The organism is Sphingobacterium sp. (assembly GCF_032065005.1).
Taxonomy (GTDB): Bacteria; Bacteroidota; Bacteroidia; order Sphingobacteriales; family Sphingobacteriaceae; genus Sphingobacterium.
This window is the reverse complement of the sequence record NZ_DAMBMM010000002.1, coordinates 202,414-221,198: the sequence shown is the minus strand read 5'-3', so window position 1 is coordinate 221,198 and position 18,785 is coordinate 202,414. Positions and strand designations below refer to the sequence as shown.

Sequence of the window (18,785 nt, the reverse complement as noted above, 5' to 3'; positions counted from 1 at the left end):
AATCTGCTGCCATGGCAAAGGTTAAAGAACTAAAATATAGGAATTCCAAATAACATAAAACACAGTAAAAATGGGAACATGGAATAGAAGAGAGTGGATCAAAGTTGTTGGATTGACAACAGCTGGAACTGCAGCAATGCGTTTGGATGCCCTCGGATTAGAAAAATTAGGAATCGATAAATCATCGGTTAAATACATAGATGGCGTTTTACATATCCCTAGGGATAAGTATGCATCCCTTTTTGGCCCGACCACCGGGGATAAGGTAAGATTGGCCGATACAGAGCTGTTCATTGAAATCGAAAAAGATTTCAATGTATATGGTGAGGAAAACAAGTTCGGTGGTGGAAAGACCATTCGTGATGGAATGGGGCAGTCTGCTCGTGCCTTACGAGATGAAGGGGTATTGGATTTTGTAATCACCAATGCCATTATCATTGACCATTGGGGCATTGTAAAAGGTGATGTGGGTATTAAGGACGGAAAAATCGTTGCTGTTGGAAAGGCTGGAAATCCTGATATACAAGCCGGTGTCACAGAAGGAATGGTAATTGGTGCATCCACAGAGGTACATAGTGGTGCTGGCATGATCCTGACTGCCGGGGGAATCGATACGCATATTCACTTTATCAGTCCCCAACAGGTTGAAACGGCACTATATAGTGGTGTTACCACTTTTATTGGTGGAGGTACAGGACCTGCAGATGGATCAAATGCAACTACGGTAACTCCGGGTAAATGGTATATAGAAAAAATGTTTGAGGCATTTGAAAACATCCCTGTCAATGTAGGATTTTTTGGAAAAGGAAATGTTTCCACCATGAAGCCCATTGAGGAGCAGATTGAAGCCGGTGCCTTGGGCGTAAAGATCCATGAGGATTGGGGTGCTACACCAACAACCATTGACGCTTCGCTGAAAGTGGCCGATAAATATGATGTTCAAGTTGCCATCCATACCGATACCTTAAATGAAGCGGGTTTCCTAGAGGATTCTGTTGCTGCCATTAATGGTCGTGTGATCCATACCTTCCATACCGAAGGTGCCGGTGGAGGGCATGCTCCAGATATTATCAAGATCGCCATGTATCCTAATATCCTTCCTGCATCGACGAATCCGACCAAACCATTTACCGTAAATACGGTAGATGAGCATTTGGACATGTTAATGGCGGTGCATCACTTGGACAAAAAGATTAAGGAAGACGTAGCGTTTGCCGATTCCAGGATCCGTCCACAGACGATGGCCGCTGAGGATATCTTCCAAGATATGGGCGTATTCTCGATTATGAGTTCGGATAGTCAGGCAATGGGTCGAGTTGGAGAGGTTATTTCAAGGACTTTCCAGACGGCACACAAAATGAAAGTTCAACGTGGTCCATTAGCTGAGGATAAAGGGAAGGACAATGATAACTTCCGTGTAAAACGCTATATCGCTAAATACACTATTAACCCGGCTAAAGCCCATGGTATTGATGAATACATAGGATCCATCGAAAAGGGCAAATATGCGGACTTGGTATTGTGGAAAACCAGCATGTTTGGTGTTAAACCCGAGTTGATCATTAAAGGAGGCATGATCCTGAGTTCAAAAATGGGAGATGCCAACGGTTCCATCCCAACACCACAACCAGTGATGTATAAGCCAATGTTTGGTAGTTACGGTCGTGCGCTGCCATCAGTCTGTTATAATTTCGTTTCCAAAGTTTCCATTGATAATGGGAATATGGAAAAGTTGAAGTTGAGCAGAAAGAACCTTCCCGTGAAAAACTGCAGGACAGTTATGAAAAAAGATATGGTTCATAACAGTGCCACACCAAATATTGTGGTTAATCCATATACGTATGAAGTTACTGTGGACGGTGTTTTAGCGACCTGTGAACCGGTTAGCGAAATTCCTATGGCACAAAGATATTTCTTGTTTTAAGTAATCATGCTGGTATCAAGAGCAATAAAAGGCAACATCCACCATTCAGGCTCTGGAGTTTTCATAAATCCCATAGAATATTTAGAACTGGAATGGTTTGATACAACGAAAAGAATAATCCGGGCATATAGTACAGGCGGGAAGGAGTTAGGCTTCAGGAACCTAGACTCTGTGGCACTTGAGGATGGAGATGTGCTATATGATGCGGATGGAATTTGCATTGTTGTACGGGTATTGCCTTGCTCTTGTATTGTTTTTGAGCCACAATCGATCAAGGAAATGGCGATTGCCTGTTTTGAGATTGGGAATAAGCATATCCCAATATTTATCAATGACCAAAATGAGGTCATTACAGCATTCGAAAAACCTTTGTTTGATCAGTTACAAAGAGCAGGATTCCAGCCCATGATCGAAGAACGAGTTATTGAAAGGACTGATGTGCTAAAGATGCATCAGGTAACAAATTTTAAGAATAAAATAATATTAGTAAAGGAAGATTAAGATGAATCCACTGTTGACCCTTATGCAAATTAACGATTCGGTATTTCCGATCGGAGGATTTACGCATTCTTATGGATTGGAAACCTACATATTTAAGGGGATTGTCAAAGATAGCAAGACCGCCCGTGAATATGCAAGTTCCATGCTGGAGTATAGTTTTTACTATAATGATGCCGCATTTTTCCATAAAACCTGGGAGATCTGTGAATCTAGGGCAACCAAGAAGCGGATTGCGGAATTAGACTCCTTAATAACGGCTTATAAGGCCCCCTTTGAGATCAGGGATGCGAGCAAGAAACTTGGGATTAGGTTCCTGAAATTAACGGAGAAATTACATCCGGTAGCTCGGTGCAGCAGTTATCTGAAAGGCATTCAAGCCAATGAGTACCATGGGCATTATGCCATGGCATTTGCGATGTATGCACATGCGCAAAAGATTGATTATAAGGATGCCTTGAGTGCATTCTATTACAACTCTTTAAATGGCATTGTTACCAACTGTGCCAAACTGGTGCCTATTAGTCAAATGGATGCGCAACAGATTTTATTTAAACTTCAGCCACTCATTAATGAATTGGTCGAGAAACAAGCCGATTTGAAGGAAGACCTAGTCGGCAATTGTTGTGTAGCTCAGGATATACGTTGCATGCAACATGAAAAACTATATACACGGATCTACATATCATAAAACATAAAAATATGCCAGCAAGAAATTACGTAAAAATAGGTGTTGCAGGGCCTGTGGGTTCTGGGAAAACAGCATTGATTGAAAGATTGACAAGGTCTATGTCTGAGGATTACAGCATTTGTGTTGTTACCAACGATATCTATACCAAGGAGGACGCTATGTATCTTCAACAAAATTCAGCATTACCTGCCGAACGCATCATGGGAGTGGAAACGGGGGGATGTCCTCATACAGCAATTCGCGAGGATGCTTCAATGAATATTGAAGCTGTGGAGGATCTTGCCTCCCGATTTCCTGATGCTGAGATCATATTTGTGGAAAGTGGTGGGGACAACCTAACAGCAACCTTCAGTCCTGACTTGGCCGATGTAACCATCTTTGTATTAGATGTAGCAGAAGGTGAGAAGATGCCAAGAAAAGGTGGTCCTGGGATCACACGATCGGATCTTTTGTTAATCAATAAAATAGATTTGGCTCCTTATGTAAATGCTGATCTTGAGGTCATGAGAAAGGATACCCTAAAGATGAGAGGGGATAGGCCATTTATCTTTACCAATATGATGACTTTGGATGGATTGGAAGATGTAAAAAAATGGATTAAGAAGTATGCTCTTTTAGAGAATTAAAGACAGTTTATGGATAGTGCGATTAAGATAAATGCGGAGAAAGAAAACCTAAAAACTGTTTTAAAGGAGAGTTATCACAGTGCTCCTTATAAACTGACTTATTACGGTTCACCTACCTTCCATGAACATCTGGAAATGATCATCATAAGTGCATCTCCAGGTGTAATGGATGAAGATAAATTGACCATAGATGTCCATGTGAAAGAGTCTGCTGAACTTAAGTTGTTCACTCAATCTTTTAACAAGGTTCATCCCATGAAAATAGGAGCGGTACAGGAAACCCAGATCCAATTGGATAGAAATGCAATATTTCACTATATCCCACATCCTATCACGCCCTTTAGGGATTCCATTTTTCTGGCCAAAAATGAAATCCATATGGACAAGGATTCTGTGTTGATTTGGGGTGATATTATCTGTTCAGGCCGGGTGCATATGAAAGAATCTTTCGTGTTTAGCCAGCTTCACTCCTTGACAAAAATCTATAAGGATAATAAACTCATTTTTATTGATAATCAGTTTTTAAGTCCAGCTAAGCAACCGATTCAGAAGATGTTGTTTTTTGAGGGCTATACCCATCAGGCAACCTTACTGTTTTCAAGCTCCTTTGCCAAGGACCTGAAGGTTGAACTGGATGAGATTCTGCAGCAAGATTATGAGGATATAACATATGGATTCACGCAAGCAGCTAATGATGTGGTCATCTTTAGGGCATTGGGGAATAATGGAGAACTGTTGTATGATTTTCTATTGATGTTGGGGCAGTTATGTTGGGAGTTTTCACAGTATAAAATTGAGGAACTTAATCCTAAGCTGGAGGCCATTGAAGAGGAGACAGTTGATGGGGTTCCATTAGAAGTTCCGGTAAAAAAGAAGGCTGCAAAAAAAGCCTTCAAAAAAGCAGAAACTATCAAGAAATTAGAAGTAATAGCCGAATAACATGCATGAATTATCGATTGTCAAAGATATTTTCCAAACCCTAGAAGATGCATATCCAAAAAACTTTAAGGATATAGTTGGGGTAGAGATACAAGCTGGCTTATTGAGTAATATTCAGCCGGTATTGATACATAATGCCTTTGAAGCCTATAAGGAGGAGTTTTCGGAATATGCTGACGTTGAGTTGGATGTAGAGATTTTACCCATTATAGCCTATTGCAAAGATTGCAGGGAGGAATTTGAGGTGAAGTACCATCGTTTTGTTTGTGCATGTGGAAAAGGTTCGGACAAAATAGTGCAGGGTGAAGAATTGAAAATTAGTAAAGTGACATTTAAAAAGAAAGACCATGAGTAATCGTACCGCAAAAAGTAATCAGATGCCTGTAGGCTCTGTGCAATGTGATAATACATCTTTGAATCTATTGAAGGCGAATGATTTTGTTGCCAAAGCCATTCGCGACAGGATTCCAAATATCTGCGTGATCAATATCTGTTCCTCTCCGGGAAGTGGAAAGACGACCTTGATGCAAGAAACAGGAAAGCGATTAGGCAAGGAATTAAATATTGCCGTATTGGTTGGTGATCCAGAAACGGAGCGTGATGCGGTCCGTATGCGAGAAGTTGGCATCAATGCCCTTCAGATCGTGACCGGAGGGATGTGCCATATTGAAGCGCAGATGATATTGCAGGCATTAGACCATATCGATCTAACAGATGTAGACCTTTTGTTCATTGAGAACGTCGGGAATTTGGTTTGTCCGGCAGCCTTCGATCTAGGTGAAGATTATAGGGTAACGGTATTGGCAGCTACTGAAGGTGATGACAAGCCCAAGAAATATCCAAGGATGTTTTTGACCAGTGAATTGATGTTAGTTTCAAAGGCAGATTTGTTGCCATATGTTCCATTTTCAGTGGAAGCAGCAGCTAAGGATGCCAGGGAAGTCAATCCTAATCTAGAAGTTATTTCCATCAGCAGTTTGAAGGGTGAGGGTTTGGATGAATGGTGTGATTGGTTAAAGAATAAAGTTGCTGAGAAGAAAGCAATCTCCCAAGTAGTCTAATGATCATCATTGAAAAATTGGTCAGTAAGTCAATCCCTACGCATGATAAGGATGATTTCCTGGAATTAGAATGGTATGAAGTCAATAGGACATATCTGAACAGGATTACGGTATCAGGGATACCCGTTAAGATTCAGCTGGCTGAAAAGGTGACCTTTCAAGATGGGCAGTTAATCTATCAAGATGCGGAAATTTCCATTCGAATCCGGATCAGAGCCTGTCTTTGTATTCTATTGACTTCAACCTCCATCCATACCATTGGGAAGTTCTGTTATGACGTTGGAAATCGACATCTGCCGATATTTCAAGTAGCTGACGATAGGATTGCAGTTTCTTATGATGGACGCTTATTTCAGGCGTTGAAGGAGAAATATGCTGGCCAAGTGGTCTTAGAGGAAATGACCTTGTTACCGAGTGCAGCCTTGAAAGCTTTCGGAAACTTTATTTAAGGAGGGTTAAGGCTTTTGAAAACAAAAAATGGAATGATTAAGCGATTGAAAATCATCTTACTTTTTTTGGTTCCAATATTTCTGGTTCTTTTTTCATTGGCATGGGGAAGTACGGGAGTATTAGGAATTGATGAGCTATACGACCATATTGTCGCAGCTCTTCATCCAACTGGCGACAGTGGCTCTGTAAATGAGAATATGGCCACAATTTTATGGCAAGTAAGATTACCGAGGATTTTGTTGACCTTTTTGGTAGGGGCAGCACTTGCGGTTTCAGGAGCGGTATTGCAAGCGATTTTTAGGAACCCTATCGTGGATCCTTTTTCATTGGGGATTTCCTCAGGAGCAGCATTTGGAGCTGCACTTTCCATGTTGGTTTCCTTCTTTTCCATTACTTTTTCTGCTTTTTTATTTGGAGTCTTGGCCGTGGGGATCACTTATTTGGTATCCTATTCAAAGACCAGGACGACTTTGATCACCATGGTCTTATCGGGAATGATAATTTCCGGGGTATTTACCGCTTTTTTAACGGTCTTGCAATATATGAGCGACCCCTATAAATTACAGGCTATTGTGCAATGGACCATGGGGAATCTACATACAGCTTCATGGGCAAAATTGAACAGTTCAGTGCTACCTATCGTTGGGGGGATATTGATGATTATCATCTTCCGGTGGAGATTAAATTTACTGGCATTAGGGGATGAAGAGTCCATGGCAGTGGGCGTAAATCCCAAGGGGATGAAACTATTGATGATTGGTTTGGCAACCATGATAACTGCTGCTTCGGTTTCTGCTGTGGGCATGATCAGTCTGTTTGGATTGATCGTTCCTCATCTTACCCGAATTATTTTTGGACCCAATAATCAAATCGGTGTCTTTGCAAATATTAGTATCGGAGGGTCATTTTTATTGTTGATCGACGATCTATCTAGGACCTTAATGCCATTTGAAATACCGATCGGTGTATTTACGATGTTGCTAGGGGCACCATTATTTATTTACCTGATGCGAAAGAACGCTGTAAACTGGAACTAATGGAAGAGTTGATTAGCATAAAAGGTTTGAATTTTGGGTTTTCGGGCAATCAGGTCCTGAAGGAGTTGAATGCTGAGTTCCGTTCAGCAGAGTTTAGTGTGATATTGGGAAGGAATGGCAGTGGGAAATCTACTCTTTTTAATATTCTTTCAGGGATGGAAAGGGAGTATAGAGGCGAGGTTGTTTTTGCCGGTATGGAGAGGAGGAAAATCAAGCCCCATCAAAATGCCAAGGTTAGGATTGGATTTATGCCACAGTTCCATCATAGTACCTTTCCCTTCAAGGTATTGGATGTCCTGTTGACAGGTAGGGCTGCATTCTCCAAATTTTCGCCAACCGTTCAAGACAAAGCTTTGGTAGATTCTGCTCTGGAGTCATTCGGTCTGTTGCACCTTAGGGACAAACCTTATACTTCGCTTTCAGGGGGAGAGCGGCAACTGATATTATTGTGCAGGGTACTTTTGCAGGAACCCTCGGTATTATTATTAGATGAACCAACCAATCACTTGGACTTACATTATCAAGTGGCAGTTTTAGACCATTTAAAGCGACTAGTGAGTAATGGTACTACCGTGATCTGTATTATGCATGATCCGAATTTGGCCTTGCTCTATGGAGACCGGCATTTTTTGATGAACGAAGGGCGGTTGAATGAATTGTCAAGCGATAATCCAAAAGATAGGATTTCAGCACTAGAGGCCACCTATCAAGTTAAGTTGGATGGGGTGGATTATTTGGGTGGACAACTTATCGTTCCAAGGATTGTGTGATAATAAATCAATTAAATCCAATAAAGCTATTATTTTTGAGGTGAATTCTTTTGCTAATTAGTATGCCTCGATTTCTTTTATTGTTATTAAGTATATTTTTCCTATCTGCTGCTGTCCATTCCCAAGAGAATGATTCTGTCCTATATATAGAATTCCTAAAAGATAAAGCGAAGTTTCAAGCCTTTGAATCTAAACACAGGAAATCTGTTCAAACTAAAAATCACCGGATTTCATATTTGAAATGGGGTGAAAATAAAGGCAAAGTCTTTGTTTGGTTACCGGGCAGTCTGCTGTCGGCTTATGATTTTTATCCATTTGCTGAAGATTTGGTAAACCAAGGTTACTGTGTCCTGTCAATAGATCATTATGGGCATGGGTTGACTGAAATTCCTAAGGAGGATCTTGATTTCTGGGATTTTGCTGACGATCTTGCTCAATTGTTAAAGCATGAAAAAGTCAATCAAACGGTAATTGCTGGATTTTCAAGAGGAGCCTATTTTGCTACGGCATTTTATCAGAAATATCCAGAAATGGTTCGTGCCATCATCTTAGAAGAAGGTGGTTCAGTCTCTTTCAAGGGTATGTTTGATGAAATGGAGCAAGATAGATTGGAAGAATTCCTAATGACGGTTGAATTCCCAGATGATTTGAAGGAGTTGTTATTTGCTGCGTATGGTTCAGACTTTGAGATATACAAGAATATAAAGTCTTTTGAAGATTCGGATTCACTTTGGCAATCCTTTGGTTTTATGAAGCAGGAAGAAAACAAATGGATACTTTATAAAGGATTAAATGAGTATATGCATATGCAGGACAGCCTTCATTATTTACAGGTTTTAAACTCGCCAGGATCTATAAGTAAATATGCGGCATCCATGGTGAAAATTGATCCCTTGAGAATTTATGCTGAACTGGATGTTCCCCTCTTAATCATTGAAGCCAAGGGGCCGGATGATTTGTTTGATACCAGCAAAGGGAATATTGACCTGAAAAACCTACATCGCGATCTAATCCAGCTAAAGGTTTATGATTGCGATAGCCATAATTTACACTATGCTTGTCCGGATCAATTTAAGGAGACCTTGAAAATCTTTTTGGAAGAATAATAAAGGGCATAAAAAAGGGCTTTCTTGGTTAAAAGAAAGCCCTTTTTTATGTTTTATGATCTTTTAGTTGAAGATCAGTGTTTTTTCAGGATTGATTTTTCTTCCGAAACTCAATAGTTCATAATGAAGATGAGGTCCAGTTGACCTTCCGGTGCTGCCAAGTCTTCCAATTTGTTGACCGGCCTCTACCTTTTGACCTTTCCTTACTTTGGTGCTTGAAAGATGTGCATATCTTGTTTCCCAACCATTGGTATGTTCAACGATTACCACTTTTCCATATTGCCCTTTATAGCCTGCATAAACTACTTTACCAGCAGCTGTAGCCGTAATTGGCTCACCTGTTCTTCCGCTGATGTCAATACCAGAATGCATTTCAAGACCACGGTTTGTAAAAGGGTTTCTACGGTATCCGAATCTAGAGGTAATCCTTCCATTGTGGGGAGTTCCCAAAGGAACGCCTTCCAATTTTTTGTCCAGTTTCTTAACCGTTGCTTCGTAGTACTTGATAAGTTCAGGTAGATTAACTTCTTCTTCTACGGGTCCACCAGCGTTTTTAAGCTTCGGTGCAAACTCTTTTAAACCTCTTCTGCGCATTTTGGCATTAATTTGGTTTACTGCACTATCAATAGCATCGAAGGATTTTTGGATTTGAACTGTGCTAAGCTGGTTGGTTGCTTCTTCCAGAGCCAAGGATTGCTTTGCTTTTTCGAGCGCTTCAATCTTCTTAGTCAATTGTTCTTCGTAATGGTCACTTGTTGATTTTGTGGCAACATATACAATCGTTGCACATATCAAGCAGATACAGAAGATTCCTCCAGCTAGGATATATTTCCAATTTTTTAAAACAATAGTTGGAATCTGAATCTTCAAATTCGAATCGCCGTTTGAGTCTAGAATTTCAACGGCAGTCTTCTTTTTTGTCATAGTATTTTACTCTCCCACTTTATGTTAGCCGGGCGTAAAAATAGAGGATGTTAAAATAATTGCAAGAAATTTTAACATTTTATAACTTTTTAAGGAATAGGGAGGGTTAAAATTATCATCTTTGTATTATGTCATTTTCGGAACGAATCTTAACCTGGTATGCTCAGCATAAAAGAGCTCTACCATGGCGTGAGACCAAGAATCCCTATATCATTTGGTTATCAGAAATCATCCTTCAACAGACAAGGGTTGAGCAAGGGATGCCGTATTTTTTCAAATTTTTAGAGAACTATCCTAATGTAACAAAGTTTGCGGAAGCTGAGGAGTCTGAGATTTTGAGATTATGGCAGGGCTTGGGCTATTATTCTAGGGCGAGGAACATGCATAAGGCGAGTAAGCAGGTTTTGGATAGGCATAATGGTGAGTTTCCAACTGATTATCAGATGCTTTTGGCGTTGCCCGGTGTTGGGGATTATACAGCCGCAGCCATTTCCTCTTTTTCCAGCAACCAAGCGCATGCTGTTTTGGATGGAAATGTCTTTAGGGTTTTAGCTCGATATTTTGGAATAGATGAGGCGATCAACAGCAGTTCCGGGAAAAAGCTTTTTTCCAAATTGGCGGAGGAGATGTTAGATCGGGAGCATCCAGCAGAATACAATCAGGCAATAATGGACTTTGGTGCCCTGCAATGCAAACCTAAGAATCCAAATTGTGAAGATTGCATCTTGAGGCTAGATTGTAGAGCCTATGAGGAGGGTTTGGTTGATAGATTGCCGGTTAAACTAAAAGGTAAAAAAAGTAGAGATAGGTATTTTCATTACTTTATAATTGAAAAAGAAGGGTCGGTTTTGATGTCACAGCGATCCGAAGGAGATGTTTGGGCCAATTTGTATGAGTTTCCGATGATAGAGAGTGAAGGGGATTTGAATGTAGCAGAATTGGTACAATTAGAAGAGTACAGGAATAATTTTGGGGAAACTGTCCCTAAAATGATAAAAGGGCAAGTGAAGCATATTTTAAGCCATCAGAATATTTTTGCCCGATTTTATAGCCTTGATATGGATAATCGGGAATTGGTCAAAAAAAGCTTTTGGAATTATTTTTTATTAGAAAAATTAGATACATTAGCTAAACATAAACTGATTAGTTCCTTTGTGGAACATTATTTTTAGTGCTCACTAAATCCTAAATTATTGTATGTCGGGAGTAAATAAAGTTATTTTAGTTGGTCATCTTGGAAAAGACCCAGAAATCCGCTATTTAGAAGGAAATGTAAGTGTTGCTAGTTTTCCTTTGGCAACTTCGGAGACTTTCAACAAAGATGGCCGTCGTGTAGAGCAGACTGAATGGCACAATATCGTATTGTGGCGCGGTCTGGCAGATGTTGCGGTAAAGTACCTGAGTAAAGGGAAATTGGTCTACATAGAAGGGAAATTGAGGACGCGTTCTTATGAAGATAAAGAAGGTATCCGTCGCTATACGACAGAGATCGTAGCAGAGAGTTTTAATTTATTGGGTAGACGTTCTGATTTTGAGCCTCAAAGCCCACAACAGAGTGCCACGAGTGGAGCCTCCACTAGCAGTGAACCAAAGGAACAAGCCGTCGACTTTACAGAGAATGACGACGATAGTGATGGTCTACCATTTTAATCTACCTAATTAAATATTGTACCATTTCATTTATTTTTTAAAATTGCTGTATCTTTGACACATGTTGCAAGATAAGATAACGCAGTATACTGAAGAGATAAAGGCATTTGCGCCAAGTTCAGCCCAAGATGTTGAAGCATTTAGATTAAAGTTTTTGGTGTCCAAAGGCATCGTAAAAAACCTGTTTGAAGAGTTCAAGACTGTATCCTCAGATGAAAAGAGGGTTTTAGGAAAAGTATTGAATGAATTCAAGCAATTAGCTGAAAACACATTTAAAGAGGCATCGGAACAATTTGCTGATCAATCTGAAGGTCAATCGGCAAATCCTGAAGGAGATTTGACTTTACCAGGTCCAGGCTTCACCTTGGGATCTAGACACCCACTTTCCTTAGTAAGAAAAGAGATTGTTGAGATTTTCAAGAAGTTGGGATTTGTTGTTGCTGAAGGAAATGAGATTGAGGATGATTGGCATAACTTCTCGGCGTTAAATTTTGCTCCAGAGCATCCAGCTAGGGATATGCAGGATACATTCTTTATCAAGAAACAAGATGGAAATGATGTTGTGCTGCGTACGCATACTTCGTCGGTTCAGGTTCGATTGATGGAAGCAGGGAAACCTCCTTTCCGCGCTTTGATGCCAGGAAGGGTATACCGTAATGAAGCAATATCTGCGAGAGCGCATTGTTTCTTCCACCAAATCGAAGGATTATATGTGGATGAGAATGTGTCGTTCGCTGATTTGAAACAGACATTATATCACTTTGTGAAAGAATTGTACGGAGAAGACACGAAAGTAAGATTCCGTCCCTCCTATTTCCCTTTTACTGAACCTTCAGCTGAAATGGATATTTCCTGTACTATCTGTAAAGGTGCAGGTTGCCAGATGTGTAAATATTCAGGCTGGGTAGAGATCCTTGGTTGTGGTATGGTAGATCCGAACGTGTTGGATAATTGCGGAATTGACAGTAAGAAATATTCAGGCTTTGCCTTCGGTATGGGTATCGAAAGGATTACGAACCTGAAATATGAGATCCGCGATCTGCGTTTGTTCTCAGAAAACGATGTTCGTTTCTTATCTCAATTTGAGACAGAGATTATTTAAACCAATTGGTTAGTATTCTACCCGAGATTTTTATGGTCTTGGGTAGAATCATATAAAAAATTGAATCCCAAATTCAAAAAAACAGCTTCATGGAAGACAAAGTAGTTATAGCAATAAAGAAATCTGCAAGAGATCTATTTAGGAAATATGGCTATAATAAAACCAGCGTTAATGAGCTGGCCAAGAATGCTTCCATTGCTAAAGCAACCTTCTATAAATATTTCGCAAGTAAAGAGTTGATTCTACATGAGGTTCTGATGGATTATATACAGGACAATGTCTATGATATCCTGAACAAGAACGTGAATGAGAAAGACCTGGCTCTTTTCCTTGCCAATACCATTTTGAGGGTTAGCCGTGTTACCTATACGGTCTGTAATGAATTTGTAGGTTGGGAATTTATCCGTGAGTCGGTCAATGCCCAGGAGTACCTTAAACTCCTTTCGGATGACCTGGAGTTTCTATTGCTGCGTTCCTTTATGCAGAATGAAACCATTGCCAACATGATTCCCGAAGAACGATTAACCTTCCTTATCAAAACTTCCAAAAACATTGTATTTTCTTTCGCATTTACCGCTGTATCGGAGGCTGATGTGCGCAAGAATTTTATTTCCTTCCAGAAAGAAATCCTTCCCTATTTAGTTGAAGCTACGCTTTTGGAGTCTAAGAAAGAGGCAGTGGACATAAGGCAATAGACAATAGACATCGTTCGTTCGCTCTGCTAGCAATGACAAAATTTTCTTAAAAAAAACAAGATATAAATCAGAAGGTGATATAAATTTATGTTTGTATGGGCGGGCTTATGCAATAAGCCCCTACAGTATTGGGAACTTTCCGGCGAGATGTTGATCAAAATCAAAAATCATTCTGCTATTAAATTTTTGCGTATTTTTGCGCCAATATGGGAAGAAGAATACCTCAGGAAAAGAAATTTATTACGGATGTTGAGATTATTGACATTGCAGAAGAGGGCAAGGGAGTTGCCAAGCATGATAATTTAGTTTTATTTATTGAGCGGGCAGTGCCTGGAGATGTGGTGGATGTTGAATTGATCCGCAAGAAGAAGAATTTTGCAGAAGGTAAGATTTCTGAGGTAAAGAAGGCTTCTGAATATAGGATAGATCCTTTCTGTTCACATTTTGGTGTGTGTGGAGGCTGTAAATGGCAACACATGACCTATGAATCTCAGCTGAAATTTAAGGAGCAATATGTAGGGAATGCCTTGTCGCGTATTGGAAAAGTGGATGTTGCTGGTATGGAGCCGATCTTAGGTTCTGCGCAGACAGAATATTACAGGAATAAGCTGGAATATACTTTTTCGAACAAGCGCTGGTTAACCAGCCTCGATGAGGTTGAGCCTGGAGATTCCATGGACGCTTTGGGTTTCCATGTTCCCGGTAGGTTTGATAAGATCTTGACCATTGATCATTGCTATTTGCAACAAGAGCCTTCTAACGATATCAGGAACAGCATTTTTGAATTTGCTAAAGAAAACTTTTTTTCATTCTATGATCTTAGGGACCATGAAGGTTCCCTTCGGAATTTAATCATCAGAACTTCTTCCACTGGTGAATTAATGGTGATCGTGGTTTTTGCATATCCTGAAGAAGGACAGGTAGATTTATTGATGTCCTTTATTAAAGACAAGTTTCCAGAAATTACTTCCTTATTATATATCATCAACCAAAAAAGGAATGACACCATTTTTGATCAAGATATACATGTTTATTCAGGACGTGATTTTATCTATGAGGAAATGGAAGGTCTCAAATTCAAGGTTGGACCTAAATCTTTCTATCAAACAAATTCCAGACAAGCATACGAACTTTATAAGATCACCAGAGACTTTGCTGATCTAAAAGGGGATGAGCTAGTCTATGACTTATATACCGGTGCTGGAACTATCGCGAATTTTGTTGCGCGATCTGCTCGCGAGGTTGTTGGTGTGGAATATGTTCCCTCAGCAATTGAGGATGCCAAAATCAATTCTGAAACCAATGGTATCCATAACACGAAATTTTATGCAGGTGATATGAAGGATGTGTTGACGGCTGATTTTATCAAAGAACATGGGAAGCCAGACGTTGTGATCACCGATCCACCGAGGGCAGGTATGCATGCCGATGTTGTAGATAGGATTTTGGAGATGGAAAGTGAGAAAGTAGTGTATGTGAGTTGTAATGCTGCAACTCAGGCACGTGATTTGGAAAGCTTAACCAGTAAGTATGAGGTTGTGCGGATAAAACCGGTAGATATGTTCCCCCATACGCAACATGTTGAGAATGTAGTATTGTTAAAATTGAAGAAATAAATGGATTTACAGGATCTATTAAATAAAGGACCCGAAGAAGAAGGAAAAGCAGGAAAAGGGCAGAGTCCGTTAGTAAGCTTGAAGAAAGACCTCGATTTTTATAAGGAATCTATTCAAGAAGTTTCTGCTGAAATGATGGCAGAAGGCTATACCCTGTATCCTATTTTTGTCGCTCACCAATTGAAAGTTGATTTGGGAGAAATGATCTTGGACAGGGATGAACTGAATACACAATGGAGCATTCAAGCGAGTTCCCTGGAAGAGTTTGTCGATAGAGGAATCATAAAGGAAGATAGGAAAGAATATTTCGAAAGGAATTTCAAATCAGCGAATGATTTTATGTGTTTGTTCGTTGTGGTTCCTGAGGGCGCAAACTTTGTTTTCTATCCATATAATACATAGTGATTTAAAACTTTTTAACATTTCCTAGTCAAAAGTATTATTACCTTTAAAATTGGATGTATAATAAAGTAAAATATATTGCCCTGTTATGTACATTGTTTTTCTTGGCGCTTGCTGCACATGCCCAAGATCAGGATAACATAATTTCTGGATTGGTTCTGGAAAAAGGGACAAGCACTAGGATTAGTGATGCGAACGTGGTCAACCAGAGGACCAAACAAACCGTGAGGAGTAACTCTTACGGTGTCTTTAATATTGAAGTTAATGTAGGTGATACCATTACCATCAGTAAAGTTGGATATGGGCCTATCAAAACTAGGATTAACACATTAGAAGATATTTTGGTGGATTTGCAGGCGGGTAATCGGATCGAGACCGTTGTTGTAACCCGTAGTACAAAGGAGATGGAGATGAAGGAGATGTTGGATGACTACGAGAGTAAAGGAGTCTACAATGGGGGGCAGAATAAATTTGGTACCTATGTCTCCAGCCCAGCAACAGCCTTGTATAATCTTTTTGGAAAGGAAGCCAAAAATGCGAAACGTTTTGAAAAGTTCATGAATCAAGAGCTTGAAGAAACTAAGGTAGACCGTATTTTCAATAAAACCATTGTTACCAAACTGACCCATCTGGAAGGAGAGGAATTACAATCTTTTATGGATATCTATAGACCATCATATGCCACTGCTTCACGTTGGGGACAATACGATTTGATGAACTATATCAATTCATCATTTAAGACCTGGAATTCTCAGGGACGCCCTAAATCACAACGTTTACCGAAGTTAGATATTCCAGTTCAGGAAAAATAAGATACTGATAATTAATATGTTGCAACTGGCAAAGGTGATAAAAACGCTTTTGGCATTGGCTTTGCAAATAAGTTGACTATAAATTGACAATAAATTATTTAGTATAAAAGATAAACAATTTGATTATGAAAATGAATAAAAGACTAGCGGTTTATGGATTGACAGTAGCTACATCAGCTATGTTATTTGCTAGCTGTTCAACCATTCAAAATAGTAGTAACACTACAAAAGGAGCAGTAATCGGTACTGCATCAGGTGGTGCTCTTGGAGCATTGATCGGAAGTAAAGCAGGTAACACGGCAGTTGGAGCAATCGCTGGAGCTGTAATCGGTGGTGCTGCAGGTACATTGATCGGTAAGAAGATGGACAAACAGGCCAAAGAAATCGAAAATACAGTAGCTGGTGCTGAAGTAGAGCAAGCAGGTGAGGGTATTTTGGTGAAATTTGACTCAGGTATTTTGTTTGACTTCAACAGTACAGCGTTGAAACCATCCGCAAAGGAAAACATTGCTAAATTAGTTGAGACCTTGAATAAAGAACCAGATACTGAAATCTTGGTGTTAGGTCACACAGATAATGTAGGTACATTACAAGCAAACCAAAAAGTTTCTAACGGTCGTGCTGCATCTGTAAAATCATTCGCAGTATCTCAAGGTTTAGCAGGTAGCCGTATCAAAACTGAAGGTAAAAACTATTCTGAGCCGATTGCATCAAACGATACTGATGCAGGAAGAGCAGAAAACCGTCGTGTTGAGATCATCATTACTGCAAGTAAGAAAATGCAGGAAGAAGCTAAAAGAGAAGCAGGTCAATAAGACCGTGAAAAATAATTTGAAAGGGGTGTCAAGTAAATTGACACCCCTTTTTTTTATGGATTTTGCTGATTACTGTATTGAACTTGTTATAAAACCGAGGAAGGGTGGGTAAGAATTGGGAGGGGATTTTTGTTAAATTTTCCTCAACTGCTGACAAACTGTCATTTGTTTAATAGATAATTACTAACTTTGTAGTCTTTGAAAATTGACTATGTTAGAGTTATCGCATACAACAAAAACGCATGATGAATCTCGTCAAGGCGAGGCTTTAGATATGCTGCCTACAGGGAAATCCACTGGGCGTAAGTTATATATAGAGAGTTACGGGTGTCAGATGAATTTTTCTGACAGTGAGATTGTGGCATCTATCCTAATGGATAAGGGTTTTGAGACTACTAAGGACTATAAAGATGCCGATGTAGTGTTTATCAATACCTGTTCGATCCGTGAGAATGCTGAACAACGTGTTAGGAACAGGCTGAAGGAGTTTGAATCTGCGAAGGCTAAGAACCCTGGGATGGTTGTAGGCGTTTTAGGCTGTATGGCAGAGCGATTGAAGGCAAAATTCTTGGAAGAGGAGAAGTTGGTGGATGTTGTGGTTGGGCCAGATGCTTACCGTGATCTTCCTAATTTGATAGAAAAAGTTGATGAAGGTGGTCGTGCTGTAAATGTATTGCTGTCTAGGGAGGAAACTTATGCTGATATAAGTCCGGTGCGATTAAATTCGAATGGTATTTCAGCGTTCATTTCCATTATGCGTGGTTGTGACAATATGTGTTCATTCTGTGTTGTTCCATTTACCAGAGGTAGAGAAAGAAGTCGTGATGTGGAATCTATTGTGAAAGAAGCGCAGGACCTATTCAATGCGGGGTACAAGGAAGTAACCTTATTGGGACAGAATGTAGATTCGTATAAATATACGCCAGCGGTGGCAGAGGGAGAAGAGGCTAAGCCTACAGTGAACTTTGCGCAATTGTTGGCCTTGGTTGCAGAAGTGAGTCCAGAATTAAGGATCAGGTTTTCTACTTCACATCCTAAGGACATTACAGATGAGGTATTGCATACCATGGCAAAATATGAGAACATCTGTAAATACATCCATTTACCAGTACAGTCTGGAAACAGCCGTGTATTGGAGTTGATGAATAGGACCTATGACCGAGAATGGTATATCAACAGGGTTGATGCCATTCGCCGTATTATTCCAGAATGTGGAATTTCAACAGATGTCATCACCGGTTTCTGTACGGAAACTGAGGAAGAACATCAGGAAACTCTTTCCATGATGGATTATGTAAAATATGATTACGCCTATATGTTTGCTTATTCAGAACGTCCAGGAACTTTGGCTGCCAAACGTTATGAGGACGATATTCCTGAAGAGGTTAAAAAACGCAGGTTGACTGAGATTGTAGATCTTCAACGTGAGCATAGCTTATATAGAATCGAAAAATTTGTAGGTCAGGTTCAAAAAGTATTGATCGAAGGGACTTCAAAGCGTTCTGACAAGGATTTCTGTGGAAGGAACGATCAAAACACTATGGTTGTATTTCCCGTAGATGAACGCTATAAAGTAGGAGATTATGTTAATGTGTTAGGCGAAAGCTGTACATCTGCAACATTGATTGGGAAAATAGTTGATTAATATCAAACACTAAATATTAATA

The 18,785-nt window shown here is 39.9% G+C and carries 21 protein-coding genes; 20 read left to right on the top strand and 1 reads right to left on the bottom strand.

Annotated features, from left to right (window positions below; translation table 11 throughout):
- The first annotated feature begins 70 nt into the window (after nt 1–70).
- From ureC to RT138_RS03665, 11 genes are all read left to right on the top strand, one after another.
- Entirely contained in the window at nt 71–1,924 is a 1,854-nt protein-coding gene (ureC, locus tag RT138_RS03715; protein WP_313189581.1) for an urease subunit alpha, read from the top strand.
- Nucleotides 1,925–1,930: 6 nt separating this feature from the next.
- Nucleotides 1,931–2,425: an urease accessory protein UreE gene (locus RT138_RS03710; protein ID WP_313189580.1), complete on the top strand. Its 495-nt coding sequence runs from the start codon at nt 1,931–1,933 to the stop codon at nt 2,423–2,425.
- Nucleotides 2,426–2,447: 22 nt separating this feature from the next.
- The gene (locus RT138_RS03705; RefSeq protein WP_313189579.1) at nt 2,448–3,113 is read left to right on the top strand and encodes an urease accessory protein UreF; all 666 of its coding nucleotides are present in this window, start codon (nt 2,448–2,450) and stop codon (nt 3,111–3,113) included.
- An 11-nt stretch (nt 3,114–3,124) separates the two neighbouring features.
- Nucleotides 3,125–3,739, top strand: a complete 615-nt coding sequence (ureG, locus tag RT138_RS03700) for an urease accessory protein UreG (protein ID WP_313189578.1) — start codon at nt 3,125–3,127, stop codon at nt 3,737–3,739.
- A gap of 9 nt (nt 3,740–3,748) precedes the next feature.
- Nucleotides 3,749–4,678 (top strand): urease accessory protein UreD, encoded by a 930-nt coding sequence (locus RT138_RS03695; protein ID WP_313189577.1) that lies wholly within the window; start codon nt 3,749–3,751, stop codon nt 4,676–4,678.
- 1 nt (nt 4,679) lies between these two features.
- On the top strand, nt 4,680–5,033 hold the full coding sequence (locus tag RT138_RS03690) for a hydrogenase maturation nickel metallochaperone HypA (RefSeq protein WP_313189576.1): 354 nt from the start codon (nt 4,680–4,682) through the stop codon (nt 5,031–5,033).
- On the top strand, nt 5,026–5,739 hold the full coding sequence (gene hypB / locus RT138_RS03685) for a hydrogenase nickel incorporation protein HypB (protein ID WP_185213059.1): 714 nt from the start codon (nt 5,026–5,028) through the stop codon (nt 5,737–5,739). The genes RT138_RS03690 and hypB overlap by 8 nt, the downstream gene beginning before the upstream one ends.
- Nucleotides 5,739–6,188 carry an urease accessory protein UreE gene (locus RT138_RS03680; protein ID WP_313189575.1) on the top strand — a complete coding sequence of 150 codons (450 nt, stop codon included), beginning with the start codon at nt 5,739–5,741 and terminating at the stop codon, nt 6,186–6,188. The genes hypB and RT138_RS03680 overlap by 1 nt, the downstream gene beginning before the upstream one ends.
- A 33-nt stretch (nt 6,189–6,221) precedes the next feature.
- Nucleotides 6,222–7,226: an iron ABC transporter permease gene (locus tag RT138_RS03675; protein WP_313189574.1), complete on the top strand. Its 1,005-nt coding sequence runs from the start codon at nt 6,222–6,224 to the stop codon at nt 7,224–7,226.
- On the top strand, nt 7,226–7,996 hold the full coding sequence (locus RT138_RS03670) for an ABC transporter ATP-binding protein (RefSeq protein ID WP_313189573.1): 771 nt from the start codon (nt 7,226–7,228) through the stop codon (nt 7,994–7,996). The genes RT138_RS03675 and RT138_RS03670 overlap by 1 nt, the downstream gene beginning before the upstream one ends.
- A gap of 62 nt (nt 7,997–8,058) precedes the next feature.
- Nucleotides 8,059–9,102, top strand: a complete 1,044-nt coding sequence (locus RT138_RS03665) for an alpha/beta hydrolase (RefSeq protein ID WP_313189572.1) — start codon at nt 8,059–8,061, stop codon at nt 9,100–9,102.
- Nucleotides 9,103–9,165: 63 nt separating this feature from the next.
- Here RT138_RS03665 and RT138_RS03660 read toward each other — a convergent pair whose 3' ends face one another.
- On the bottom strand, nt 9,166–10,026 hold the full coding sequence (locus tag RT138_RS03660; protein WP_313189571.1) for a M23 family metallopeptidase: 861 nt from the start codon (nt 10,024–10,026) through the stop codon (nt 9,166–9,168).
- 128 nt (nt 10,027–10,154) lie between these two features.
- Here RT138_RS03660 and mutY point away from each other — a divergent pair, with 128 nt between their 5' ends.
- From mutY to miaB, 9 genes are all read left to right on the top strand, one after another.
- Complete coding sequence (gene mutY, locus RT138_RS03655) at nt 10,155–11,198, top strand: A/G-specific adenine glycosylase (RefSeq protein WP_313189570.1); 1,044 nt, start codon at nt 10,155–10,157, stop codon at nt 11,196–11,198.
- Between the two features lie 25 nt (nt 11,199–11,223).
- Nucleotides 11,224–11,676, top strand: coding sequence for a single-stranded DNA-binding protein (locus RT138_RS03650; protein ID WP_313189569.1), 453 nt, complete (start codon nt 11,224–11,226; stop codon nt 11,674–11,676).
- Nucleotides 11,677–11,737: 61 nt separating this feature from the next.
- Nucleotides 11,738–12,778, top strand: a complete 1,041-nt coding sequence (pheS, locus tag RT138_RS03645) for a phenylalanine--tRNA ligase subunit alpha (protein WP_313189568.1) — start codon at nt 11,738–11,740, stop codon at nt 12,776–12,778.
- Nucleotides 12,779–12,867: 89 nt separating this feature from the next.
- Nucleotides 12,868–13,473, top strand: coding sequence for a TetR/AcrR family transcriptional regulator (locus tag RT138_RS03640; RefSeq protein WP_313189567.1), 606 nt, complete (start codon nt 12,868–12,870; stop codon nt 13,471–13,473).
- Between the two features lie 206 nt (nt 13,474–13,679).
- Nucleotides 13,680–15,089, top strand: a complete 1,410-nt coding sequence (gene rlmD, locus RT138_RS03635) for a 23S rRNA (uracil(1939)-C(5))-methyltransferase RlmD (protein WP_313189566.1) — start codon at nt 13,680–13,682, stop codon at nt 15,087–15,089.
- Nucleotides 15,090–15,491, top strand: a complete 402-nt coding sequence (locus RT138_RS03630) for a hypothetical protein (protein WP_313189565.1) — start codon at nt 15,090–15,092, stop codon at nt 15,489–15,491. It begins immediately after the preceding gene.
- Between the two features lie 56 nt (nt 15,492–15,547).
- Complete coding sequence (locus RT138_RS03625; protein ID WP_313189564.1) at nt 15,548–16,303, top strand: hypothetical protein; 756 nt, start codon at nt 15,548–15,550, stop codon at nt 16,301–16,303.
- A 125-nt stretch (nt 16,304–16,428) separates the two neighbouring features.
- The gene (locus RT138_RS03620; protein ID WP_254528936.1) at nt 16,429–17,118 is read left to right on the top strand and encodes an OmpA family protein; all 690 of its coding nucleotides are present in this window, start codon (nt 16,429–16,431) and stop codon (nt 17,116–17,118) included.
- A gap of 211 nt (nt 17,119–17,329) precedes the next feature.
- Nucleotides 17,330–18,763, top strand: a complete 1,434-nt coding sequence (gene miaB / locus RT138_RS03615) for a tRNA (N6-isopentenyl adenosine(37)-C2)-methylthiotransferase MiaB (protein ID WP_313189563.1) — start codon at nt 17,330–17,332, stop codon at nt 18,761–18,763.
- Nucleotides 18,764–18,785 lie beyond the last annotated feature (22 nt).